23 protein-coding genes and 1 pseudogene are annotated in these 23,838 nt (G+C 72.9%); 9 read left to right on the top strand and 15 right to left on the bottom strand.

The genetic code is table 11. The features are described from left to right. Position 1 precedes the first annotated feature (1 nt). From E6P78_RS24780 to acpS, 4 genes are read left to right on the top strand one after another with little or no spacing between them, the layout of a single operon-like run. Positions 2-571, top strand: a complete 570-nt coding sequence (locus E6P78_RS24780; protein WP_136205848.1) for an alpha/beta hydrolase — start codon at positions 2-4, stop codon at positions 569-571. Then, complete coding sequence (locus E6P78_RS24785; protein WP_136205849.1) at positions 568-2,163, top strand: amino acid adenylation domain-containing protein; 1,596 nt, start codon at positions 568-570, stop codon at positions 2,161-2,163. The genes E6P78_RS24780 and E6P78_RS24785 overlap by 4 nt, the downstream gene beginning before the upstream one ends. Next, on the top strand, positions 2,160-3,545 hold the full coding sequence (locus tag E6P78_RS24790; protein ID WP_136205850.1) for a S8 family serine peptidase: 1,386 nt from the start codon (positions 2,160-2,162) through the stop codon (positions 3,543-3,545). The genes E6P78_RS24785 and E6P78_RS24790 overlap by 4 nt, the downstream gene beginning before the upstream one ends. After that, positions 3,542-3,973: a holo-ACP synthase gene (gene acpS / locus E6P78_RS24795; RefSeq protein ID WP_206307906.1), complete on the top strand. Its 432-nt coding sequence runs from the start codon at positions 3,542-3,544 to the stop codon at positions 3,971-3,973. Before E6P78_RS24790 ends, acpS begins: the two co-directional genes overlap by 4 nt. A gap of 10 nt (positions 3,974-3,983) precedes the next feature. Here acpS and E6P78_RS24800 read toward each other — a convergent pair whose 3' ends face one another. The 4 genes and pseudogenes from E6P78_RS24800 to E6P78_RS24815 form a co-directional block, all read right to left on the bottom strand. After that, positions 3,984-4,778: a VOC family protein gene (locus E6P78_RS24800; protein WP_136205851.1), complete on the bottom strand. Its 795-nt coding sequence runs from the start codon at positions 4,776-4,778 to the stop codon at positions 3,984-3,986. 42 nt (positions 4,779-4,820) lie between these two features. Then, positions 4,821-6,251 (bottom strand): carboxyl transferase domain-containing protein, encoded by a 1,431-nt coding sequence (locus tag E6P78_RS24805; RefSeq protein ID WP_136205852.1) that lies wholly within the window; start codon positions 6,249-6,251, stop codon positions 4,821-4,823. Beyond that, positions 6,244-7,701 carry an acyl-CoA synthetase gene (locus tag E6P78_RS24810; protein ID WP_136205853.1) on the bottom strand — a complete coding sequence of 486 codons (1,458 nt, stop codon included), beginning with the start codon at positions 7,699-7,701 and terminating at the stop codon, positions 6,244-6,246. Before E6P78_RS24810 ends, E6P78_RS24805 begins: the two co-directional genes overlap by 8 nt. A gap of 83 nt (positions 7,702-7,784) precedes the next feature. Then, positions 7,785-8,841 (bottom strand): annotated as a pseudogene (locus E6P78_RS24815) (MFS transporter). Between the two features lie 113 nt (positions 8,842-8,954). Here E6P78_RS24815 and E6P78_RS24820 point away from each other — a divergent pair. Continuing rightward, positions 8,955-9,386, top strand: coding sequence for an Lrp/AsnC family transcriptional regulator (locus tag E6P78_RS24820; RefSeq protein ID WP_136205854.1), 432 nt, complete (start codon positions 8,955-8,957; stop codon positions 9,384-9,386). 59 nt (positions 9,387-9,445) lie between these two features. Here E6P78_RS24820 and E6P78_RS24825 read toward each other — a convergent pair whose 3' ends face one another. The 4 genes from E6P78_RS24825 to E6P78_RS24845 all read right to left on the bottom strand — a co-directional run bounded on the left by E6P78_RS24825 (position 9,446) and on the right by E6P78_RS24845 (position 13,521). Next, the gene (locus tag E6P78_RS24825; protein WP_136205855.1) at positions 9,446-11,029 is read right to left on the bottom strand and encodes a GAF domain-containing protein; all 1,584 of its coding nucleotides are present in this window, start codon (positions 11,027-11,029) and stop codon (positions 9,446-9,448) included. 21 nt (positions 11,030-11,050) lie between these two features. Continuing rightward, positions 11,051-12,088, bottom strand: coding sequence for a rod shape-determining protein (locus tag E6P78_RS24830; RefSeq protein ID WP_136205856.1), 1,038 nt, complete (start codon positions 12,086-12,088; stop codon positions 11,051-11,053). A gap of 399 nt (positions 12,089-12,487) precedes the next feature. Then, on the bottom strand, positions 12,488-13,078 hold the full coding sequence (locus tag E6P78_RS24840; RefSeq protein WP_136205858.1) for a hypothetical protein: 591 nt from the start codon (positions 13,076-13,078) through the stop codon (positions 12,488-12,490). Further along, entirely contained in the window at positions 13,066-13,521 is a 456-nt protein-coding gene (locus E6P78_RS24845) for a MarR family transcriptional regulator (protein WP_136205859.1), read from the bottom strand. The genes E6P78_RS24840 and E6P78_RS24845 overlap by 13 nt, the downstream gene beginning before the upstream one ends. Positions 13,522-13,693: 172 nt before the next feature. On the opposite strand from E6P78_RS24845, the gene E6P78_RS24850 reads away from it, so the two are divergent. The 3 genes from E6P78_RS24850 to E6P78_RS24860 all read left to right on the top strand — a co-directional run bounded on the left by E6P78_RS24850 (position 13,694) and on the right by E6P78_RS24860 (position 16,068). Beyond that, a complete protein-coding gene (locus tag E6P78_RS24850) occupies positions 13,694-14,713 on the top strand; it encodes an NADP-dependent oxidoreductase (RefSeq protein ID WP_136205860.1) in 1,020 nt (339 codons plus the stop codon). An 89-nt stretch (positions 14,714-14,802) separates the two neighbouring features. Further along, complete coding sequence (locus E6P78_RS24855) at positions 14,803-15,231, top strand: organic hydroperoxide resistance protein (RefSeq protein WP_136205861.1); 429 nt, start codon at positions 14,803-14,805, stop codon at positions 15,229-15,231. A 54-nt stretch (positions 15,232-15,285) separates the two neighbouring features. After that, complete coding sequence (locus E6P78_RS24860) at positions 15,286-16,068, top strand: EI24 domain-containing protein (RefSeq protein ID WP_136205862.1); 783 nt, start codon at positions 15,286-15,288, stop codon at positions 16,066-16,068. A gap of 9 nt (positions 16,069-16,077) precedes the next feature. On the opposite strand, the gene E6P78_RS24865 is transcribed toward E6P78_RS24860, so the two are convergent. Continuing rightward, positions 16,078-17,076, bottom strand: a complete 999-nt coding sequence (locus E6P78_RS24865; RefSeq protein ID WP_136205863.1) for an aldose epimerase family protein — start codon at positions 17,074-17,076, stop codon at positions 16,078-16,080. Positions 17,077-17,087: 11 nt separating this feature from the next. After that, the gene (locus tag E6P78_RS24870; RefSeq protein ID WP_136205864.1) at positions 17,088-18,005 is read right to left on the bottom strand and encodes an SGNH/GDSL hydrolase family protein; all 918 of its coding nucleotides are present in this window, start codon (positions 18,003-18,005) and stop codon (positions 17,088-17,090) included. A gap of 278 nt (positions 18,006-18,283) precedes the next feature. Here E6P78_RS24870 and E6P78_RS24875 point away from each other — a divergent pair, with 278 nt between their 5' ends. Next, positions 18,284-18,778 (top strand): DUF3145 domain-containing protein, encoded by a 495-nt coding sequence (locus E6P78_RS24875; RefSeq protein ID WP_136205865.1) that lies wholly within the window; start codon positions 18,284-18,286, stop codon positions 18,776-18,778. Between the two features lie 131 nt (positions 18,779-18,909). On the opposite strand, the gene fabF is transcribed toward E6P78_RS24875, so the two are convergent. The 5 genes from fabF to E6P78_RS24900 form a co-directional block, all read right to left on the bottom strand. Continuing rightward, entirely contained in the window at positions 18,910-20,172 is a 1,263-nt protein-coding gene (gene fabF / locus E6P78_RS24880) for a beta-ketoacyl-ACP synthase II (protein ID WP_136205866.1), read from the bottom strand. A gap of 77 nt (positions 20,173-20,249) precedes the next feature. Next, entirely contained in the window at positions 20,250-20,498 is a 249-nt protein-coding gene (locus tag E6P78_RS24885; protein ID WP_010987188.1) for an acyl carrier protein, read from the bottom strand. 63 nt (positions 20,499-20,561) lie between these two features. After that, the gene (locus E6P78_RS24890; RefSeq protein WP_136205867.1) at positions 20,562-21,563 is read right to left on the bottom strand and encodes a ketoacyl-ACP synthase III; all 1,002 of its coding nucleotides are present in this window, start codon (positions 21,561-21,563) and stop codon (positions 20,562-20,564) included. A 13-nt stretch (positions 21,564-21,576) separates the two neighbouring features. Beyond that, a complete protein-coding gene (locus E6P78_RS24895; RefSeq protein ID WP_136205912.1) occupies positions 21,577-22,491 on the bottom strand; it encodes an ACP S-malonyltransferase in 915 nt (304 codons plus the stop codon). Positions 22,492-22,580: 89 nt separating this feature from the next. Further along, positions 22,581-23,780 carry a helix-turn-helix domain-containing protein gene (locus E6P78_RS24900; protein WP_136205868.1) on the bottom strand — a complete coding sequence of 400 codons (1,200 nt, stop codon included), beginning with the start codon at positions 23,778-23,780 and terminating at the stop codon, positions 22,581-22,583. Between the last annotated feature and the right edge of the window lie 58 nt (positions 23,781-23,838).

The following is a 23,838-nucleotide window of genomic DNA, read 5'->3' on the forward strand; positions in this document are numbered from 1 at the left end:
CGTGCGCGTGGTGCTGATCCACGGGAACGCCGGAGCGAGCGTCGAGGGCATCTGGTTCCCGTATCTGAAGCGGGAACTGGAGGCCCTTGGCGTCGCGGTGGTGGCCGAGACCTTCCCCGACCCCATCAAGGGCCGGATGAGGTACTGGCTGCCGTACCTCACCGACGTCATCCGCCCGGACGAGCGGACGGTCATCGTCGGCCACTCGTCCGGCGCGCTGACCGCTTTCCGGTACGCGGAGACGGCGCCGCTCCTCGGCACCTTCGCCGTCGCCGGCCACCACCACGACTGCGGCTTCGAACTGGAACGGCGCAGCGGCTTCTTCGACACCCCGTGGGACTGGAAGGCGATCCGCGCCAACCAGCGGTTCATCGAGCAGTTCCACTCGAAGGACGACCCCTGGGTGCCCTTCGAGGTCGCCGAGGAACTGCACGAGCTGACCGGGAGCACGTTCACCGCCATGCACGGCATGGGCCACTTCGGCTCGTACGACCAGCAGATGGACACCTTCCCGGAGCTGCTGGACGCGATCCGCCGCCGCCTCGACGGGACCGCGCTGGAGGAACGATGAACGTCACGCTCGCCGACGAACTGCTGGAACGGCGACGGGACAGCGCGGCCACGGCCGTCGTCGACCTGGAGACCGGCGAGCAGGTCTCGTATCGGACCCTCGCCCGGCGCGTCCAGGCCCTGACCGACCTCCTCGCCGGGCTCGGCGTGGGCCGGGGAGGGACCGTCGCGATGGTGATGGACAAGTCCGCGGCCTCCGTCGCGGTCATGTGGGCGGCGCTGCGCCTCGGCGCCCGCTACGTGCCGCTGGACGAGTCGCTGCCGGCGGCCCGGATCGCGCTGCTGCTCGGCAAGTGCGCGCCCACGGCCACCGTGGTCCAGCCCGCCTACCGGGAGCTGGTCGAAGGGGCGCCCGCCGGGGCCGTGGTCACGGTGGGCGCGGCACCCGGGGACGCCGGAACCGGCTGGAACCCCTCGGCCGAGGCCGAGCCGAGGCCGGCCGACGTGCCCGGCCGGAGCCCCGAGGACCACGCGTACGTCGTGTTCACCTCCGGCTCGACCGGCTCGCCCAAGGGCGTCGTGATCAGCCACCGGTCGATGTGCGCCCTGCTGACCGGAGTGCAGGAGACGGTCGGCTTCGAGGACGGCATGCGCTTCCTCAACGTGGCGCCGCTCTTCTTCGACGCCTCCGTGGTCGACCTGTGGTCGACCTTCCTGGTCGGCGGCAGCGTCCATCTGCTGCCCCGGCTGCGCATGCCCACCCAGGTCACCCGGGCCATCGAGGAGTGGCGGATCACCGACACGCTGCTCGTGCCGTCCGTGATCCGGATGCTGGTGAGCCGGTTCAGCGATGCCGGGCGGCGTGACCTCGGCTCGCTGCGGCGGCTGTGGTTCGGCGGCGAGTCGTGCCCGGTGTCGGTCCTGGAGGCGTTCTCCGCCCTCGTACCGGGACTGCGGTACGTGCACGGGTACGGGCCCACCGAGACCACGCACAGCGCCACGCTCTTCCTCACCGACACCCCGGGCAAGGACGGCGAGGAGTTCCTGCCCATCGGCCATCCGCTGCCGGCCGTCGACGTGCTCGTCGTGGACGACGAACTGCGGCCGGTGGCGGACGGGGAGACCGGCGAACTCCTCATCGGCGGGCCGCAGGTGATGGCCGGTTACTGCGGCGAGCCGGAGCGCACCGCCCGGTCCGTCGTCCCGCTCGCGGCCGGCGCCGGGGGAGCCGGGGGCCGCTACTACCGCTCCGGCGACTACGTGCGCCGGCGGCCGGAGGACGGCGCCCTCGTCTTCCTCGGGCGCCGCGACGACGCCCTGAAGATCAACGGCAACCTCGTCCACCTCTCCGAGGCGGAGGCGGCGACGCTGGCCGTGGCCGGGGTGACGGACTGCTGCGCGGTCCCGGTGGCCCACCCGCTGACCGGCCGGGCGATCATGCTCTTCGTCCTGGACCGGTCGGACGGCGGCACGGGCCTGCGCGAGGAGGAGCTGCGCCGGGAGCTGGCGCTGCGGCTGCCCGACTACATGCTGCCGGCCCGCATCGAGTTCCTGGCCGACGGGGACGTGAGCCTGACGCCGTCCGGCAAACTCGACCGCGACCGGCTGCGGGCGATCGCGGACGCGACGGGGAAGGAGGCGAAGTCCAGGTGAACGGCGCGGAGTTGGACCGCTTCGAGCGGTGCGGCGTGCTGACGGTCGTGCCCCGCTCGGCCACCGGTCTCGCGCTCGGCGACGACCCCGCGCTGCTCCTGCGGCACCGGGCGGAGGAGTTCCTTGCGGCCCCCGGCACGGTGGACCGGCTGGCCGACGCGTACGCCCGCGAGGGGCTGGCCGTCGAGGCACGGACCGAGGTCGGCCTCACCGTCTCCGGCGCCCCGGCCCTGCTCGCGGAGGTCTTCGGCCACCCGGTGCGGCCGGTGCGGAACAAGTACATCCGGGAGACCGTCCGCTACGAGTTCGCCGCAGCCGGCCCGCTCCGCTCCCGGCTCCACCCCGAACTGGTCGAGGAGGTGCGGGCCCCCCGAGCGGGCTTCGAGCTGGGCGCCGGCGCCACCCCGCCGCTCCCGCGCGACGCGCGGTACCTGCGGCTGCCCGAGGACGCGGTCCGCCTCTCGGGCGCCGGCCGGTCGCACGCGGCCGGCGTCACGGGCGACGGGGTCCGGGTCGTGATGGTCGACACCGGCCTGTACGACCACCCGCACCACCGCGCCCACGGCTACCGCACGGCGGTCGTCCCCGCGCTGTCCGCCCTCGATCCCGCCGTGGACGAACGAGGCCACGGAACCGCCATGTCGGCGCTGCTGCTCGCGGTCGCACCGGGGGCCGACCTCACCATGGTCAAGATGGCCTGCGAAAGCTTCTCCTTCCCGCTGGCGGCCTTCCAGCGGGCGGTGGAGCTGGCGCCGGACGTCATCTCGTGCAGCTGGGGCACCCTGCGTGCGGAGCCGCACCTCCACCTGGAGGTCGCGAACGCGGTGCGGCGCGGGATCACGGTCCTGTTCGCCGCCGGGAACGGCTCCACGGACCGGCGTACCGCCATGTTCCAGTCGGTGGCGACGCCGGGCGCGATCACGGTCGGCGGGGTCCATGTGGGGCAGGACGGACGGAGGCGGGCCGCCGACCTGGCGTCCAGCTACCGCTCGGACGTCTTCCCCGGCCGACGGGTCCCCGACCTGTCCGGGCCGTGCGGAATGCTGCCGAACGGCGACTACGTGGTGTTCCCGACCCAGCCGGGGTGCATGTTCGACCGCCGCAACAGCGCGTACGACGGGACCGCACCCGACGACGGCTGGCTGGTGTCCAGCGGGACGTCGGGGGCGACGGCGTACGCCGCCGGGGTGGTGGCGCTCGCGGTGCAGCAGGGCATCGGCAAGGGCCGTGCCCTGACCACGGCGGACCTGGCGGACGCCTGCCTGCCGGTGACGGAGGGGCGGACGCTGACCGGCGACGACTGCGGCGGGACCTGCCCCAACGAGGCGGTGGGACACGGCCTGCTCACCGCCTGGCCGCCCGCGGAGCCCGGGCTCGGATGAGCGGAGTGGCGCCTCACGCGGCATGGACACAACGCCTGGTCGGCAGGCGGGTTCTGTGCATAGGAACGGACTTGGCGGACGTGGCGGAGATACGGGACGTCCTCGCCCGCCGGCCCTCTTTCAGGGCCAAGGTGTTCACCGGGGCGGAACGCGCCTACTGCGAGGTCATGACGGACCCGGCGGAGCGGTACGCGGTCCGGTTCGCCGCCAAGGAGGCGGTGTTGAAGGCGCTGGGTACGGGCCTCGCCGGTGCGCCCCTCACCGATATCGAGGTCCGGCGGGCCCCGGAGGGGAAGCCCTCCCTCCATCTCGCGGGCCGCGCGGCGGCGCTGGCGGAAGCGGCGGGCGTCCGCACCTGGCTGATCAGCCTCACGCACACGGCGGCGCAGGCGCACGCGATGGTGGCAGGGCTCGGGGACGAGACGTGAGCGCGCTACGTCACTTCACCTTCTCCAGCTTCGGCATCTCGCCGCCCGTCGTCCCGTTGTCGATCAACGAGAACGGCGAACCGTCCGGGTCCGTCAGGGTCGCGAACCTGCCGAACGGGATGGTCAGCGGGCCGAACCGCAGCGTCGCGCCCAGGGACTTCGCCTTCTCCACCGCCGCGTCGCAGTCCGCCACCGTGAAGTACACGTTCAGGTAGGGCGGCGCCTGGGGCGGGAAGTCGTCCGTCATCTTCATGCGGCCCAGGACCGGGTCCGCGCCCAGGTCGTAGAGCGTGAAGTCGACCGCGCCGTCCACCATGCGCTTCACGCCGTACCCGAAGACCGCCGCGAAGAAGGTGTCCGCCTTCTCCGGGTCGCGGGTGAAGACCTCGGCCCAGTTGTACGCACCGGGCACCGTCCGGGCCTCGAAGCCCTTGTGGCTGCCGGGCTGCCATACGCCGAAGGCCGCCCCGCCCGGGACGGTGGCCACCACCATCGTGCCGAAGTCGCCGACCCGCATGGGCTCCACCTGGACGGTGCCGCCGTTGTCGCGGATCTTGGACGCGGTGGCCGCCGCGTCCGGGGAGGCGATGTACAGGGTCCAGCCGGTCGGCATCCGGTCCGAGTGCCGGGGCATCAGCGCGGCGACCGCTTTCTCGTCCACGAAGGCCTGCGTGTAGTCGCCGTGCTCCGCCAGCGTGTCGCCGAACGTCCAGCCCAGCAGCTCACCGTAGAAACGCTTCGCCTCAGCGAGGTCGCCGACCGTGGCGTCGGCCCAGCACGGCGTGCCCTCTGCTTCTGCGGGCATTGTGGGTCATCTCCTCGGGTGACGGGTGGCCCCTTGTCCACGCTAGCCATCCTCCGCCTGTCCTGCGCGTCGACCCCGCGGACCGGCCACCGAGCGGGCCACGCCCAGGTCCACCAGGTCCTGGGGGCGCAGCCGGAGTTGGCCGGCCGTGGCCCGGACCTGGTCGGGGGCCCGCTTCAGGATCGCGGCGGCCAGTTCCGGGGCGATGACCGAGAAGTAGCTGTCCGGGGTGACGTGCGTGTTGTCCGGCGCGGCCAGTGCCAGCGCACCGCCCGAGCCGCCCTCGCCGATCACCAGGGTCGTGACCGGGACCCGGGCCGCCGCGATCGCCGCGAAGGCGTCCGCGATGGCCGCGCCCGCGCCGGACCGTTCCGCCTCCGCGTCGTTGGCCGCGCCCGGGGTGTCGACCAGCGTGAGGACCGGGGCCCCCAGCCGGTCGGCGAGCCTGATCACCCGGGCCGCCGTGCGGTACCCGGCCGGGCGGGTCGCGGTGCCGCACTGCGCCACGTACGCCACCGGCCGCCCCTCGCGCAGCCCGAATCCGCAGAGCAGCCCCGGGTCCGTGCCGCCGCACCGGTCGCCGCTCAGCGGGAGGCGCAGGTCGAAGTAGGCGTCCAGGTAGGCCCCGGCGCGCGGCCGGTCCGCCGCCCTGGCGCGGAGGACCGCGTCCCAGCCCGTCCGGGGCAGGTCCGTCGCCCCCAGGTCGTGTCCGGAGAGTCCCGTCGTACGCCGCGGGCCGGACGGGACTTCCCGGACACGGCCGAGCGCGGCCGGGACCGGGGCGGGCGCGGGCGGGGTGTCGTGGTGGGCGAGCAGGCCCAGCCAGCGTCCCACCGTGGCCGGCAGCTCCCCGGGCGGGACGATCGCGTCGATGGAACCGGCCGCGAGCTGGCCCTCGGCCCCGTACGCGGCGGGGTCCGCGTCCGCCGGGCGCACCCGGGAACCGGCGAACCCGATCTGCGCCCCGGGCAGCGCCAGGATCACGTCGGCGCCCGCCCCCAGCGTGGCCCAGCCGCCGCCGGTCGTGGGGTCGCGCAGGACGGCGAGCTGGGCCGGTCCCGCCGCCCGCAGCCGGGCCGAGGCGCGGGCGACCCGGTGCAGCTGGGTCAGCGCGATCATGCCTTCCTGCATGCGGCTGCCGCCCGTGGCGATCAGCGAGACGAGCGGCAGCCGCCGGGTGACGGCCTCCTCGTACGCCGCCTCCAGCCGGTCTCCGGTGCGCTGCCCGAGCGAGCCGCCCAGGAAGCCGAACTCGAACGAGATCAGGACGCACCTGTGCCCGCCGACCGTGGCGGTGCCGTGGACGACGGACTCCTGCTCGCCGGTACGGGCGGTGGCCCGGGCCCGGGAGCCGGCGTAGCCGGTCCAGCCGAGCGGGCCGTCGCCCGCGGTGTCTCCGGCGGGGGCGGCGGACTCGGTGAAGTCGGCGGTGAGCGCGGCGATCGCCTCGCGTGCCGTCAGCCGCTCAGCCATGGAGGGCCCGCTTCATGATCTTGCCCAGGTCGTTGCGCGGCAGCGCGTCCAGGTAGCGGACCGTGCGCGGGCGCTTGTGCGGGGCGAGCTGGGCCGCCACGTGATCGGCCAGGGCGTCGGCGGTGGGCGGGGCGGCGGGGTCGGCCGGCACCACCCAGGCCACGATCCGCTCGCCCAGGTCCGCGTCCGGTTCGCCGGTGACGGCCGCCTCCCGGACGCCGGGGTGTTCGAGCAGCGCGTTCTCGATCTCGCCGGCGCCGATCTTGTAGCCGCCGCTCTTGATCAGGTCGGTGGCCTTGCGGCCGACGATCCGCACGTATCCGTCGGGGTCGAGCGTGGCCATGTCGCCGGTGCGGAACCAGCCGTCCCCGGTGAGCGCGGCGGCCGTCGCGTCGGGGCGGTTGAGATAGCCGGTGAACAGGTTCGGGCCGCGCACCTGGATCTCGCCGATGGACTCCGGGCCGGCGAGCGGGGTGCCGTCCTCCTCGACGAGGCGCAGCTCCACGCCGCGCAGGGGCGGACCGACCGTGCCGGGGCGCGGGGCGCCGTCGGCCCGTACGCCGGTGTTCATCAGGGTCTCCGTCATGCCGTACCGCTCGATGACCCGGCGGCCGGTCGCCGCCGCGATGCGTTCGTGGTCGTGGACCGGCAGGGCGGCCGATCCGGAGACCAGCAGCCGGGCGCCCGCGAGGGCCTTCGCGAGACCGGCGGACGCGTCCGGGTCCGCCAGCGCCTCCGCGAGCCGGTGGTACATGGTCGGTACGCCGAACAGCATCGTGCCGCCCGCGCCCAGCTCCCGGGCGACGCCCTCGGTGGAGAACCGCCCCAGGTGGCGTACCGAACCGCCCCGGCGCAGCGGGCCGAGCACGCCGAGGATCAGGCCGTGCACGTGGAACAGGGGCAGCGCGTGGACGAGCACGTCGTCGGCGGTCCACTGCCAGGCGTCCCCCAGCGCGTCCAGCGACGCGGCGAGCGCCCGGCGCGGCAGGACGGCCCCCTTGGGCGGGCCGGTCGTGCCGGAGGTGTACACGATGAGGGCGGGGGACTCGGGGTCCGGTTCGGGGCGTGTCGTGGGGGCGGGGCCGGCGGCCGTCGTGCTGACGTCCACGCGTTCCAGGGAGGCCAGGGCGGGCGGGAGCACGTCCTCCGGCGAGGCCAGCACCGCCGAGGGGGCGCTGTCCGCGACGATGTGCGCCAGCTCCCGTTCCCCCGTCCTCGGGTTCAGCGGTACGGCCGGCACGCCTGCCCGCAGCGCGGCCACCACGGCGACGACGGTCCGCGCGGTCGGCGTGGCCCAGACGGCGACCCGGCCCGCGCCGGTGAGCCGGGCCGCGAGCGCGTCCGTGGCCCGGGCCAACTGTGAGTACGTCAGGGAGACTCCGTCGAACCGGACGGCCTCTCGGGCGGCCGCCGGACCGGACGCGTCCTGGAGTGCAGGCAGAAGTGGCATCACCCTGGGAACCCTAGATCGATACCGCGTTCCCGTCCCTCGAATCCGGTTCGAACAGGGGCCCCCGGGATGTGACCGTTGCCTCACCCGTTCCGCTGGACGTTCCGCATGCGGCCGTACGCGTACACGCAGCCCGCCAGGGCCAGGTCGGACAGGAGCATGAAGCCGATCGAGTACGAGTCCTTCGCGCTGTGGATCGCGCCCATGACCAGGGGCGGCACGAACCCGCCGAGCCCGCCCATCGCGCCCATGATCCCGGTCACGCTGCCCACCTTCGCCTGCGGGGTCACCTGCGAGACCAGGGCGAAGACGCTGCCGCTCGCGGTGCCCAGGCCGGCCGCCATGACGAGCAGCGCGATCGTGCCGCCCGGCCACAGCTGCGGGTCGAACGCCTGCACGATGGTCGTGAGGGCGGCGACCCCCAGCGCCAAGGAGGTGACGAGCGCCGGGTGCAGGCGGTCCGAGAGCCAGCCGCCGACCGGCCGGAAGACGACCGTGACCAGGGCGAACCCGGCCGCCTTCGTCCCGGCGGCGGTCGGCGACAGCGCGTACCACGCCTTCAGGTACGTCGGCAGCTACACGCCGAAGGCGACGATGCCGCCGAAACCGATCGCGTACAGCGCGGACAGCTCACAGGTGACCCGCGGCCTGCTCGCCGCCGCCGGCCGGCCGGCCGGCCGTCGAATCGGTCGGCACCTGGCGGCCCGGACGGTCGCCGACGAGCAGGGCGGCCAGCGCCGCGTACACCACGAGCGCGGCGGCGACCACGAGGAACGGCAGGTTGTCGCCGTGCTCGGCGGGCCGGAACCAGGAGTTGACCAGCGGGATGCCGATCGCGAACGTCGTACCGCCCAGCCCCAGCAGGAAGCCCACGGCCAGCCGCGCCCCGTACTTGTCGGTCAGCGCGCCCACCGGGATACGGCCCAGCGAGCCGACCAGCACCGGCACGGCGACCAGCAGGGACTGCTGGAACGAGTTCAGGCCCAGGCGGTCCTTGTAATCGGCCGACATGGGCGCGATCAGGTTCCAGGCCCGGAAGGTGAGCGTGAAGCCGATCGTGGCCATCACGAGGTTGCGACAGGCGGCCCCGGAGGCCGGTGCGCCGGCCGGTGCGGGTGACTGCTTCACGGCTGTACCCACACGGCCGGTCAAGGGCGGGCACCGGCCGCGAGCCCGTCGGCCCGCTCCATACGGGGGGGGTCCGCCCGTCCCCCCGACTTCTCATACGCGCCGAAGCTGCGACAATTGGGGGCATGGATCGTCTGGACAGGGAAATCCTCGGTGTCCTCCAGGAGGACGCGCGGATCTCGTACCGTGACCTGGGCATACGGGTCGGGCTCAGCGCCAACGCGGCGGCCGACCGGGTACGGCGGCTGCGCAAGGACGGCGTCATCCGCGGCTTCACCGTGATCATCGACCCCGCAGCCGACACCCGCACCGGGCTCGTCGTCTTCATCGACGTGACCCTGCGGATGGACACCACCAACGAGACGTTCGAACGGGCGGTGCTGGCGCTGCCCGGCATCACCGAGGTGGTCCACGTGACGGGCGGCCACGACTACCTCGTACGGGCCGCCGCCGCCGACACCGCCGCGCTCGACACCCTCCTGCGCCGCCTCAAGCGCGAGGCGGGCGTCGCCCACTCCCACACCCGCGTCGCACTCCGGGCCGCGCCCGGCCCGTGACGCGCCGGCGCCCCGGACTCACCGCCGCGCCCGGCCCGTGACGCGCCGGCGCGCCCGGCTCACAGCGGCGCCTGCCACGTCACCACCGGCGCCCGCGAACCGTCCGGCTCGCGCCCGTCGTCCGCGACCGTGAGCCGGACCGCGCCCCGCCCGTCCGGCAGCGCCGCCGTCACGTCCACCTCCACCTCGATCGCCGACACCCCGTCCCGCCGGTGCGCCGCCGCCAGCGCCCCGCGCAACGCCGCGAGCAGCCGCCCGCCCACCGGTTCCGTCACGAGCGCGTCCACCGCCCCGGTGAACTGCACCGACGGCTGGAAGCCGAGCACCGCCGCCGCGCCCCCGGTCTCCCGCAGCACCCGGCCCCGGAAGGTGGCGGGGGCCTCGGCGGGCGGCTGCTGAAGGGCGAAGATGGCCGTCCGCACCTCCTGGATCGTCGAATCCAGCTCGTCCACGGCCGTGGAAAGCAGCTCACTCGTCTCCCCGGCACCGGCCCGGCGGCGCGTCGACTCCAGCATCATCTCGGTGGCGAACAGCCGCTGGACGACCAGATCGTGCAGGTCCCGCGCGATCCGGTCGCGGTCCTCGTACACCGCCAGCTGCTCCCGGTCGTGCTGCGAGTCCGCCAGGACCAGGGCGAGCGCCGCCTGCGAGGCGAACTGGGCGGCCAGCAGCCGGTCCAGGTCGGTGTACGGGCGGGCGCCGCGCCGCCGGGGCAGGGCGAGGGTTCCGATGAGCCGGCCCCCGCTCTGCAACGGCAGCATCATGCTGGGGCCGAACCGGGACCGCACCGGTGTCGTCATCCGGGGATCGGTCGCCGAGTCCTCGATGAACACGGCCTCGCCGCCCAGCAGTTGGACCAGGACGGGGGAGCCGGGGGCGATGGCCGTGCCCACGATCCCGGCCGGGTCCTCAAGGGTGGAGGCGACGACGATCTCCATGCCGCCCTCGTCGGTGGGCTGGAGGATCACCCCGGCCACCGCGTCGCTGAGGATGCGGGCCCGTTCCGCCACGGTCGTCAGCGCGTCGGACAGGTTCTCGCCGGTGAGCAGGGTGTTGGTGACGGCGGCGGCGCCCTCGATCCAGCGTGCCCGCTGCCGGGCGCTCTCGTACAGCCGGGCGTTGCCGATCGCGATGCCGGCCTGCGCGGAGAGGACCCGCAGCAGCCCGGCGTCGGTCTCGGTGAAGTGCCCGGTGGGCTTCTCGGCGAGGTAGATGTTGCCGAAGACCTCCTGGCGGACCCGGATCGGGGCGCCGAGGAACGAACGCATCGCGGGGTGGCCGGGCGGGGTGCCGGTGGCGCGCGGATCGGTGGTCAGGTCGTCGGAGCGCAGCGGCCCCGGCTCGTCCACGAGGGCGCCGAGCATGCCCGTGTGCCCGTCGGGGAAGTCGCCGATGGCCGCCTGCTCGGCCTCGCTCATCCCGCAGACGAACAGCTCGCGGATCGTGCCGCGCCCGGGGTCCAGCACGCCCAGCGCCCCGTACCTGGCGTCGGTCAGGGCGGTCGCGGTGTCGATGATCTGCTGGAGGGTGGCCCGCAGTTCGAGGTCCGAGCCGACGCTCAGCACCGCTTCCAGGAGCCGCGGCAGCAGGGGCGACTCCGGCAGGCCGCGGTCCGGCGGCGCGCCCGCCGGCTCGTCCGTCATCGGCCGTTCCCGGCGCGCCGGTCAGCCGGCGAGGGGGTCGAGGACCATCGGGCTGATCTTCCCGTCCAGCATGGCGCCCATGCCCAGGACCGAGCAGGTGTCGGGCCGTTCGGCGATGCGCACCGGCATGCCCGTCGCGTCGCGCAGCATCTGGTCGAGGCCGGGCAGCAGCGCGCTCCCGCCGACCATCGTGATCCCGCGGTCCGCGAGGTCGGCGACCAGGTCGGGCGGGCAGTCCCGCAGGACCTTGCCCAGGCCGTCCAGGACGGCGGTGAGCGGGCGGTGGATCGCCTGCCGGATCGCGGCGGTGTCGACCTGGACGGTCCGGGCGAGCCCGGTCGCCACGTCCCGGCCGTGGATCTCGGTGACCGAAGGGCCCTGCGTGGTCAGCCCGTTGCCGCTGAGCGCGAGTTGCAGGGGGCGCACGGACTGGCTCGGCAGCATCAGCTCGTGGAACTGGCGCAGGTGCTGGATCACCGCGTGGTCGATCGCGTCGCCGCCGATCGGAAGGCGTACCGCCGTCACGATCGAGCCGAGCGAGAGCACCGCGATCTGCGTCGTCGCGGCCCCGCACACCATGATCATGGTCGCGGTCGGCTGCTCGACCGGCAGCCCGCAGCCGACGGCCGCCGCGATCAGGGTGTCCACGAGTTCGACCCGGCGCGCGCCGAGGCCGACCAGGGTCTCCACGGCGGCCCGGCGGGCGAGCGGGTCGCTCTCGTGCGGGATGCTGGCGGCGGCGCGCAGCCAGGGCTTGCGGCGTAGTTGGCGGCGCAGCTTCTCACCGAGCAGGTGGCGCAGCATGCGCTGGGCCATCTCGATGTCCACGACGGTTCCGCCGGAGACGGGCCGGGCCACTCGGATGTAGGCGGGGGTGCGGCCCGTCATCTGTTCGGCGAGGGTGCCGACGGCGATGAGCGAGCCGGTACGGGTGTTGACGGCGGCGACGCTCGGCTCGTCCACGACGAGGCCGGGCCCCTTGACGTACACCCGGGTGCGGGCGGCCCCGAGGTCGACGGCGAAATGGCAACGGCGCAACTGCTCAAGGCTGACGGTCACGGCAGGTTCTCCCGAGAGCGTTGAGGGGGACCGACGGGCAGCCGGCTCTCCTCGCATCGTGCGCCGTCAGGGGCCACCACGCCCGCTGGGGTGCGCCGTCGGAGGGACCACCCGACGACACCTCCGCCCCCACCGCAGACGTCCGCCCGCCGGCACGTCAACACCCGCCCCGGCCCTCTCAAGCCCGTCCGGCGATTGAGGATGCCCGAACGGCAAGTTCAAGCCCGTCCGCCACATCAAGCCCGTCCGCTCCTTCAAGCCCGTCCGCCACATCAAGCCCGTCCGCTCCCTCAAGCCCGTCCGCCACATCAAGCCCGTCCGGCGATTGAGGACGCCCGAACGGCAAGTTCAAGCCTGTCCGGCGATTGAGGACGCCCCGGCAGGCCCGCGCGCCCGCACTCAGCCCCCCACGCCCCCCACGCCCCCCGCCAGCACCCGCTGGAGCAGCCCCCACGTGAACTCGGCGACATACGCATCCGCCCCGTCCCTGACCGCCAGCGCCCAGCGGGTCGGCGCGCTGCCCTCCATCGGGCGGGCCGGCGCGAAGGCCCGCGCCACCTCGTCCACCGTGCACGACCAGGGCGTCAGGTCCGCCACCGTCCGCAGCGCGGGGGCCGCCGCGCCCGGCGCCCGGACCAGCCACTCGTTCCACACCGCCCCGCCCGGCGCCACCATCACCTCGAACCGCAGTTGCGGCCAGAGCGGCACCGGCCACAGCAGCACGTCGAACTCCAGATCACCGATGGTCCGGCGCCCGGTCGTCTCGGGCTCGCCGAGCACCGAACGGTATCGGCGCAGCGCGCCCCGCCCCCGGGGCGCCCGGACCATGGCCTGCCAGCGCCGGTTCGCCTCGCGCATCTCGGCGAGCGTCGCGCTCAGCTCGTGCCGGGCGTCCTCCACCAGGCCGGGCTGGTGGTCGGCCATCCGGCGCAGCAGGACGAGCTGGAACTCGCGGGGCCCGAAGGGGGCGGAAGCGGTCATGCGCCCCATGGTGCCGGTCCGGCCCCCGGCTCCGTTCCCACCATCCGGCGCAACAGGTCCCGCAGGACCGTGCGGTCCGCGTCCGACAGGCCGGCCAGCGGCTCGCGGGCGAAGTCCAGCGCGTCGCGCAGTTGCAGCGCGGTCCGCGCCCCCCGCTCGGTGGGCGCGGCCAGCTTCACCCGGCGGTCGGCCGGGTCCGGGCGCCGCTCCACCAGGCCGCGCGCCTCCAGCCGGTCCACGATGCCGGTCACGTTGGACGGCTCGCACTTCAGCTTCTGGGCGATCCGGCGCATCGGCAGCGGCTCGACCGACAGCAGCCCGAGGACCCGCGCCTGCGAGCCGGTGAGGCTGTGCGCGGCCGCGGCCTGCTCGTACTCCTCGTAGTAACGCGCCACGACGGTGCCGATGAGCTCGATGACTTCGAGAGTCAGGGGATCTATGCGCGAGGCCATGACACACAGGATACCCAGTTGCTTGACAACATGAAATATCCAGGCGCATGGTTGTTTCATGTAGTGAAGTTTTTTCGCCACCCGGAACCGCCACCCGGAACCGCCACCCCGGGACCACCACCCCGGCACCGAGACCGCGACATCACCCCGACATCGAGGAGACCCCGAGCCCATGTCTGCAAATCTTCCCGACTCCAGCCGTGAATGGCACCTCGTAGCCCGTCCGCACGGCTGGCCGAAGGCCGAGGATTTCGCGCTGCGTGAGGCACCGGTCACCGCCCCCGCCGAGGGCCGGGTCCTCGTGCGCAACCTGCACTTCTCGGTCGACCCCTACATGCGCGGCCGGATGAACGACGTGAAGTCGTACACCCCGCCGTTCGAGCTGGACCAGCCGATGGACGGCGGCGCGGTCGGTGAGGTCGTCGCCTCCAACGCCGAGGGCTTCGAGGCCGGCGACCACGTCCTGCACGGTCTCGGCTGGCGCGAGTACGCGAGCGTGCCCGCCAAGCACGCGGTGAAGGTCGACGCCTCGCTCGCCCCGCTCTCCGCCTACCTCGGCGTGCTCGGCATGACCGGGCTCACCGCCTACGCCGGACTGTTCGACGTGGCGTCCTTCAAGGAGGGCGACGCGGTCTTCGTCTCCGGCGCCGCCGGTGCGGTCGGCAGCCAGGTCGGGCAGATGGCGAAGCTCAAGGGCGCGTCCCGGGTCATCGGCTCCGCCGGCTCCGACGAGAAGGTCGAACTGCTCGTCGAGGAGTACGGCTTCGACGCCGCGTTCAACTACAAGAACGGGCCCGTCGCCGAGCAGCTGCGCAAGGCCGCCCCCGACGGCATCGACGTCTACTTCGACAACGTCGGCGGCGAGCACCTGGAAGCCGCGATCTCCTCGTTCAACGTGCACGGCCGCGCCACCATCTGCGGCATGATCTCCCAGTACAACGAGACCGATCCCACCCCCGCCCCGCGCAACCTCGCGCTCGTCATCGGCAAGCGGCTGCGCCTTCAGGGCATGCTCGTCGCCGACCACTCCGACCTCAAGGAGCAGTTCGTCCAGGAGGTGGCCGGCTGGCTGAACTCGGGCGAGCTGAAGTACCGCGAGACGGTGGTCGAGGGCATCGAGAACGGCTTCGAGGCCTTCCTCGGTCTCCTGCGCGGCGAGAACACCGGAAAGATGATCGTCTCCCTCGGCTGAACCGCTCCGCCGGCACCCGTTAGTCTCGTTCCAGGCCGTCGCGATCGTGGGCGCGAGTCGCGGCGCATCAGCAGGAGGAATCCCCAGTCATGAGCATTCAGGACATCGCCGTCGCGTACACCGCCGTCGCCACCGCTACGAACGGCCGTGACGGCCGCGTCGCCTCGGACGACGGCAAGCTCGACGTAGTCGTCAACCCGCCGAAGGAGATGGGCGGCAGCGGCGCCGGCACCAACCCGGAGCAGCTGTTCGCCGCCGGTTACAGCGCCTGCTTCCAGAGCGCGCTGGGCGTCGTCGCCCGCCAGGAGAAGGCCGACATCTCCGGCTCGACGGTGACCGCCGCGGTCTCCATCGGCAAGACCGAGGCCGGCGGCTTCGGCCTGGAGGTCGCGCTCACCGCGACCATCCCGAACGTCGACGCGGCGACCGCGCAGGCGCTCATCGAGAAGGCCCACCAGGTCTGCCCGTACTCGAACGCCACGCGCGGCAACATCAAGGTGGAGCTCTCGGTCGCCTGACCCGCTCCTCCTCGCCGGACCTGCCCCGCCCCCCGATCCCGTTAGGCTGACGCCATGCGTGATCTCGGGGCGGGGCTCGGCTATGTGTTCAAGGGCCAGCGCTGGGTGTTCGGCCACGGCAGGTGGTTCGGCACAGGGCTGCTGCCCGCCCTGATCACACTCGTCCTGTACGCGGGCGCCCTCATCGGCCTCGGTTACGGCGCCGACGACCTGGTGGAGTGGGCGACCCCGTTCGCCGACGACTGGTCCTCGCCCTGGCCGGCCCTGCTGCGCGACGCCCTGACGGCGCTGGTCTTCGTCCTCGGCCTCTTCCTGGCCGTCATCACCTTCACCGCCGTGACCCTGCTGGTCGGACAGCCCTTCTACGAGGCGCTTTCCGAGGAGGTCGACCGCACCGAGGGCGGTACGGTCCCCGAGTCCGGGCTGCCGCTCCGGCGCGAGCTGTGGATCTCCGCCCGCGACAGCGTGCGCGTCCTGGTGCGGGTCGGGCTGTACGCGGTCCTGCTCTTCGCCCTCGGTTTCGTACCCGTCGCCGGGCAGACCGTCGTGCCCGTCATCGGCTTCTGCGTCACCGGGTACTTCCTCGCCGAGGAGCTGACCGCCGTCGCCCTCCAGCGCCGGGGCATGGTGCTGAAGGACCGCCTCGCCCTGCTGCGCGGCCACCGCCTGCGGACCCTCGGCTTCGGCGTACCGCTGGGGCTCGCCTTCATGCTGCCGTTCGTCGCCGTGTTCCTGATGCCGGGGGCCGTCGCCGGGGCGACCCTGCTGGCGCGCGGCCTGGTGGGCGAGGAGGACACGGGCGCCGCAGGCGGCGGCGAGACGGTCCGCGAGGACTGAGCGGCCGGCTCAGCGCACCGAGAACCCGTACACCGTCGTCGACACGAACTCCTCGCCCGGCCGCAGCACCGTGCTCGGGAACTCCGGGCGGTTCGGCGAGTCCGGGAAGTGCTGCGTCTCCAGGGCGATCCCGGCGCACGGGCCGAACGGCCGGCCGTCGAAGTGGTCCGCCGTGTACAGCTGGAGCCCCGGCTCGGTCGTCGTGACCGTCAGGACGCGCCCCGACACCTCGTCGTACAACTCGGCCGCCGGAACCGGCCCCTGCGCGTCCAGCACGAAGTTGTGGTCGTACTCCTTGGTCACCGGCCGGGGCTCGCGGAAGTCGAACCGGGTGCCCTCCACCGGCAGGAACTCGCCCGTCGGCAGGGACTCCGCGTCCACCGGGGTGACCGCCTGCGCCGCGATCCGCAGCCGCTGCCCGAGCGCGCTGCCGCTCTCGGCGCCCGCGAGGTTCCAGTAGGTGTGGTTCGTCAGGTTCAGCACGGTCGGCGCGTCCGTCGTCGCCCGGTACGCGATGCGCAGCGCACCGCCCTCGTCCAGGATGTACGCCACCGTCAGCTCCATACGGCCAGGGAAGCCCTCCTCGCCGTCCGCCGAGACGAGGGACAGCTCGACGCCGCCCTCGACCTCGCGGGCGTCCCACACCCGCTTGTCGAAGCCGCGCGCCCCGCCGTGCACGTGGTTGCGGCCCTCGTTGCGCGTCAGGTGGTGGGTCCGGCCGTCCAGCTCGAAGGCCGCCCCGCCGATCCGGTTCGCGTACCGGCCGACCAGCGCGCCGAAGTAGGGGCCCGTGTACTCCTGGTACGAGGCGAGGTCCGGCAGCCCGAGCGCGATCCCGGCCCGCACCCCGTCCCGGTCCGGCACCTCGGCCGACTGCACGACGCCGCCGTACGTCAGGACGCGCACCCGCGTACCGTCCCGCTCCAGCGTCCAGCGGTGCACGGCGGTGCCGTCCCCGAGGGTGCCGAAGTGTTCCGTACCGACCACCGTGTTCGAACGCGTCTCCATGATCAGCGACTTTACGCGGGCGGGCGGGCCGCCGTGACGTTGCGGTAGGCGATCTCGGCGAGCCTCGCCTGACCGTTGCGGCCGGGGTGGAACCAGTCCCACTGGCTGAGCTGCTTGCCGGTGAACCGGTAGTCGAACACCGCCCCGCCGTCGTACCGGCAGCGGCTGTCCTTCGCACACACCTCGCGCAGCACTTCGTTGTACGCCACGACACGCTCCTGCACGGCCGCGCGGCGGGCGACGGCCGCCGCGCCCATGTCGTCCGCGTCACTCAGCATCGACTTGCAGATGCCCAGCTTCCAGATCTGCTTGCCCAGCTGGTTGCCGCGCCCCTGCGACCACAGCCGCTTCAGGTCCGGCACGCTCGACACGTACACCTGCGCCTTGGGCGCCCCGCTGCGCAGCCGGCGCATCGACGCCTCGAACGACGTGCGGAAGTCGTCCACCGGGGTCATCGCCCGCACCGAGTCCCGGCAGGCGTCGTTGGCGCCGATCATCACGGTCACCAGGTCCGGGTCCTCCGCGGCCGCCGCCGCCATCTGCTCCGGCAGCTGGGACATCCTGGCCCCCGTCTCGGCGTGGTTCCAGGTGTGGTCGGCCGCGCGCGAGGCCCCGAGCAGCCGCACCGCGAGGCTGCGCACCGCGGTGTCCGTGCCCGTCGACCAGGACACCTCCGGGCAGTCGGCCAGCACCGAGCAGGCGTCGAACCCGCGCGTGATCGAGTCCCCGACCGCCGCGATGGACCCGGGGCTCGGGTTCCAGACCGGGCCGGCCGCGGGGGACGCGGGGCGGTCGGCCGGCGCCGACCCCTTCGTCGTCCCGTTGTGCCCCGCGTCACAGCCGGTCAGCGCCGCCGCACCGACGAACGCCAGGGCCGCCAGCCCGGCCAGTGCGGTGCGCGAGCGGTGCCGTACGGACCGATCCGGCATTGCCTGGTCTCCTCCTGTTCGTGCCCGGACGCTCCGCCACGTGAAGACTGAGCGAAGAAGGGCCCCGGACCGACGGTACGTCACACCTCGGCACCCGGGGCGCGGTAGCTTTTCCCCGTCGAACCAGTGGCTCCCTCGGACGCCCGGCTCCACTCGGGTGGCATCCGAACATCACACCACGTCACATACTGTCGCTTTTCCGGAGAATAACTCCCGATGCTGTTTACTGATGACAGGCCGCTGGGGAAGGCGAACCTCGTCCCACACTGGAGGTCCCGGTGACGACACGTGGAGTCCTGTACGTTCACTCCGCACCGCGCGCGCTCTGCCCACACGTCGAGTGGGCGGTGGCGGGTGTCCTCGGTGGGCGGGTGCAGCTGGACTGGATCAGACAGCCGGCCGCGCCGGGCACCTGGCGCTCCGAATTCTCCTGGCAGGCCCGCCCCGGCACGGCGTCGAAACTGGCCTCCGCGCTGCGGGGCTGGGACCTCCTGCGCTTCGAGGTGACGGCGGAGCCGTCTCCCGCGGCGGAGGGCGAGCGCTACAGCTCGACGCCCACGCTGGGCATCTTCCACGCCGTCACCGGCATGCACGGCGACATCCTGGTCCCCGAGGACCGCCTCCGGGCGGCGCTGGCCCGCTCGCTGGGCGGCGAAACCGACCTGGAGTCGGAGATCGCCAAACTCCTCGGCAAGCCGTGGGACGACGAACTGGAGTCCTTCCGCCACGCGGGCGAGGGCGCCCCGGTCCGCTGGCTCCACCAGGTGGTGTGACCGCCGGGGCGGAATCAAGCCCCCTCCGGCGATCGAGGAGCGGGGGCTCGGGGGGGCGGAGCCCCCAACACGACGACGAAGCCCGCACCCCCCACGGGGGTACGGGCTTCACACGTACAGCCACAAAGGCGTCACACGCTACGGAACGCCAGCACCACGTTGTGCCCACCGAACCCGAACGAGTTGTTGATCGCCGCGATCGGCCCCTCGGGCAGCGCCCGCGGCTCGCCCCGCACGATGTCCGCGTCGACGGACTCGTCCAGGTCCTCGACGTTGATCGTCGGCGGAGCCATCCGGTGGTGCAGCGCCAGGACCGTCGCCACGGTCTCGATGCCGCCCGCGCCACCCAGCAGGTGACCCGTCATCGACTTCGTCGCGGAGATCGCCACGTGGTCCAGGTCCTCCCCGAGGACCTTGCGCAGGGCCTTGACCTCCGCGATGTCGCCCTGGGGCGTGGACGTCGCGTGGGCGTTCAGGTGGGCGATCTCCGACGGCTTCAGGTCCGTCTGGTCCAGCAGGTTCTGCATCGCCGCGGCGATACCGCGACCCGTCGGCTCGGGCTGCGCGATGTGGTGGGCGTCGGCGGAAAGCCCCTGGCCCAGCACCTCGCAGTAGACCCGGGCGCCACGCGCCGCCGCGTGTTCCGCGGACTCCAGGACGACGACACCGGCACCCTCGCCGAGGACGAAGCCGTCGCGGGCCACGTCGTACGGCCGGGACGCCTTCTCCGGCTCGTCGTTGTTCTTGGACATCGCCATCATGTTGGCGAACGCGGCGATCGGCAGCGGGTGGATCGCCGCCTCGGTGCCGCCGGCGAGGACCACATCGGCACGGCCGGTGCGGATCATCTCGACGGCGTAGCCGATCGCCTCGGCCCCGGACGCGCACGCGGAGACCGGGGTGTGGACGCCCGCCTGGGCGTTCACCTCGATACCCACGTTCGCCGCCGGGCCGTTGGGCATGAGCATGGGCACGGTGTGCGGGGAGACGCGGCGTACGCCCTTCTCCTTCAGCACGTCGTACTGGTCGAGCAGGGTGATCACGCCACCGATGCCGGAGGCGATGACCGAACCCAGCCGCTCGGGCTGGATCGATTCGTCCTCACCGGCCTTGCCGGTGAAACCCGCGTCCGCCCACGCCTCGCGGGCCGCGATCAGCGCGAACTGCGCCGAGCGGTCCAGACGGCGGGCGAGCGGACGGGGCAGGACGTCAGCGGGATCGACGGCCGCCAGGGCCGCGATCCGAACAGGCAGTTCGGCGAAACGTTCGCCCTCAAGAGGCTTGACGCCGGAACGTCCGGCCATCAGACCTTCCCAGGTCGATGCGGAATCGCCACCCAGCGGAGTGGTTGCGCCGATACCGGTGACGACCACGGTGCGATTGGTCGAGTTCACTGGAAAATCTTCTCCACGTGTAGGGGGTCGTGAATCAGCGGCGCCACCGCCGGGTGGCGACACACGATCCGGCTGGATCAGGCCTGGTGCTTGAGGATGTAGTCCGCGGCGTCGCCGACGGTCTTGAGGTTCTTGACGTCCTCGTCGGGGATCTTCACGTCGAAGCGCTCCTCGGCGGCGACGACGACCTCGACCATGGACAGCGAGTCGACGTCCAGGTCGTCCGTGAAGGACTTGTCCAGCTGGACGTCCTCGGTCGGAATACCGGCGATCTCGTTGACGATCTCGGCGAGACCTTCGACGATCTCTTCCTGCGTGGCGGCCATGTCGGCGCTCCTTCGGTGTTTATCTGCTGGGTTCGGGCGTCCGGGCGAAAAGACCCGGTGTGCCTAGGGGAGAGTAACGACCGTCGCGGCGTAGACGAGACCCGCCCCGAAGCCGATGACGAGCGCGGTGTCGCCGCTCTTCGCCTGACCGGTCGCCAGAAGCCGCTCCATCGCGAGCGGAATCGAGGCGGCGGAGGTGTTGCCGGTGGTCTCCACGTCACGGGCGACCGTGACGCTCTCCGGCAGCTTCAGGGTCTTCACCATCGAGTCGATGATCCGCATGTTGGCCTGGTGCGGGATGAAGACGTCCAGGTCTTCCGGGGCGATCCCGGCCGCGTCCAGCGCCTGCTGGGCGACCTTCGCCATCTCGAAGACGGCCCAGCGGAACACCGCCTGGCCCTCCTGCGTGATGGCGGGGAACTTCTCCGGACGGTCGGCGTGGAAGGCGTCCCACGCCACGGTCTGCTTGATCGTCTCGGACTTGTCGCCCTCGGAGCCCCAGACGGTCGGGCCTATGGCGGGCACCTGGGACGGGCCCACGATGACCGCTCCGGCGCCGTCGCCGAACAGGAACGCCGTCGCCCGGTCGGTCAGGTCGGTGAGGTCGCTCAGCCGCTCCACGCCGATGACGAGCACGTACTCTGCCGAGCCCTCGACGATCATGCCCTTGGCGAGGGTCAGCCCGTAGCCGAAGCCCGCACAGCCGGCCGAGATGTCGAACGCGGCGGGCTTGCCGGCACCGACCTTGTGGGCGATCTCGGTCGCGATGGCCGGGGTCTGCTTGAAGTGCGAGACGGTGGAGACGATGACCCCGCCGATCTGCTCCGGGGTGATCCCGGCGTCCGCGATGGCCTTGCCCGCCGCCTCGACGGACATCGCGGCCACGGTCTCCTCGTCGGAGGCCCAGTGGCGGGTCGCGATGCCGGAGCGGGAGCGAATCCACTCGTCGGACGAGTCGATCGTCTCCAGGATGACCTCGTTGGGCACCACCCGGGTCGGGCGGTAGCCGCCGACACCCATGATCCGCGCGTACGGCGCGCCCTGGCTGGGCTTGATCTTCGACATGCTCTCGGGCTCCTTAGGCGCCCGCGTGCTCAGCGATGAGCGCGCGGGCCGCGTCGAGGTCGTCGGGGGTCTTGAGCGCGAGGGTCCGGACGCCGGGCAGCGCCCGCTTGGCCAGGCCGGTGAGCGTGCCGCCGGGGCAGACCTCGATGAGCGCGGTGACGCCGAGTTCCTTGAACGTCTCCATGCACAGGTCCCAGCGCACCGGGTTGGCGACCTGGCCGACGAGGCGGGTGACGACCTCGCGGCCGGTCGCGACGGTCTTGCCGTCGGCGTTCGAGATGTACGTCACAGTCGGGTCGGACACGTCCAGGTCCCCGGCGGCGGCGCGCAGCCGCTCGACGGCGGGAGCCATGTGGTGCGTGTGGAACGCGCCGGCCACCTTCAGGGGCACCACGCGGCGCACACCCTCCGGCCTGTCCTCGGTGAGCGCGGCGATCTGCTCGGCGGTGCCGGCGGCGACGATCTGACCGGCCCCGTTGACGTTCGCCGGGGTCAGCCCGAGCTTTTCCAGGTGAGCCACGGTGACCTCGGGGTCGCCGCCGAGCAGCGCCGCCATGCCGGTCTCCGTGACCGCGGCGGCCTCGGCCATGCCGAGCCCACGGGTGCGTACGAAGCGGAGCGCGGCCTCCTCGCCGACGACTCCGGCGAGAGCGGCGGCGGTGATCTCACCGACGCTGTGGCCCGCGACGGCACCCGGCGACGCGTCGAGCGCGGCGGCCGAGAGCAGACCGGCGGCCACCAGCAGCGGCTGGGCCACCGCGGTGTCGCGGATCTCCTCCGCGTCCGCCTTGGTGCCGTAGTGGGCGAGGTCGAGCCCGATGGCGTCGGACCAGGCCGCGATGCGGTCGGTGGCACCGGGGAGGTCGAGCCAGGGAGTCAGGAAGCCGGGCGTCTGAGCGCCTTGGCCGGGAGCGACGAGTACGAGCACCCTCACACTCTCTCTTGTGAACGGTCCGGAACACCCGTGGGGACAGGGACGAAGAACCGTAGGGGGAATTGTTGATGTCCGACAAAAGTCTAGGACTGTACATCCCGGTCGGCCAGACGCCCCAGGATCAGGGCGATTCGCAGAGTGAACGCCGAGCGGACATCGGAAGGCGACCAGCCGGTGACGTCTGTCACACGTCGGAGCCGGTAGCGCACGGTGTTGGGATGCACGAACAGCATCCTGGCCGCGCCTTCGAGGCTGCTCGCCTGCTCCAGATACACACTCAAAGTCTCCAGGAGCGCTGAGCCCGCTTCTTCGAGCGGTCTGTAGATCTCCTCCACCAACTGCTCGCGCGCGGCCGGGTCACCCGCCATCGCGCGCTCCGGCAGGAGATCGTCCGCGAGCACCGGCCTCGGCGCGTCCTGCCAGGCACCGCACGCCTTGAGCCCGGCGGCCGCCGCCTGCGCGGACCGGGTCGCGGCCAGCAGGTCCGCCACCACGGGACCGGCCACCACGGGGCCCGCCGCATACGGTCCGATCAGGGCCTTCGCGACCTGGAGCGGGTTGTCGCTGCCGCCCGCGATGACGACCAGGCGGTTGCCGAGCACCCCCGTGAGCACCTGGAGCTTTGCGTGCCGGGCGGCCCGACGGATCGCCTCCACGGTCAGCTCGCTGTCCCCGTCCGGGGCCGTGCCGAGCAGCACGCACACGTGCTCCGGCGAGTTCCAGCCGAGCGCGGCGGCCCGGGACACCGCACCCTCGTCGGCCTCCCCGGACAGCACCGCGTTCACCACGAGTGATTCCAGCCGGGCGTCCCAGGCGCCCCGGGCCTCGGCGGCCTGCGCGTACACCTGGGCGGTCGCGAAGGCGATCTCCCGGGCGTAGACGAGCAGCGCCTCGCGCAGCACCGACTCGTCGCCGGGCGCGGCGACCTCGTCGATCGCGGCCTCCATGACCTCGATCGTCGTCCGCACCATCTCGACGGTCTGCCGCAGCGTGATCGCCCGGGTCAGCTCGCGCGGGGCCGTCCCGAAGACGTCCGTCGAGATCGCCTGCGGGGTCTCCGGGTGCCGGAACCACTCGGTGAACGCGGCGATACCGGCCTGGGCGACCAGGCCGATCCACGACCGGTTCTCCGGAGGCATCGCCCGGTACCACGGCAGCGACTCGTCCATGCGGGCGATCGCGTTCGCGGCCAGCCGGCCGGAGGACTGCTCCAGCCGCTTCAGGGTCGCGGCATGGAGATGGGCGGCGTTCGCAGCGGGCTGCTCAGGATCGGGTCGGGGCACGGACACAAGACTGCCTTATCCGGACGGAGGCACGGAGGGCCGGGGCCGGTGGCGGGTC

Source organism: Streptomyces sp. A0958, assembly GCF_004795035.1.
In the GTDB taxonomy this organism is placed as follows: domain Bacteria; phylum Actinomycetota; class Actinomycetes; order Streptomycetales; family Streptomycetaceae; genus Streptomyces.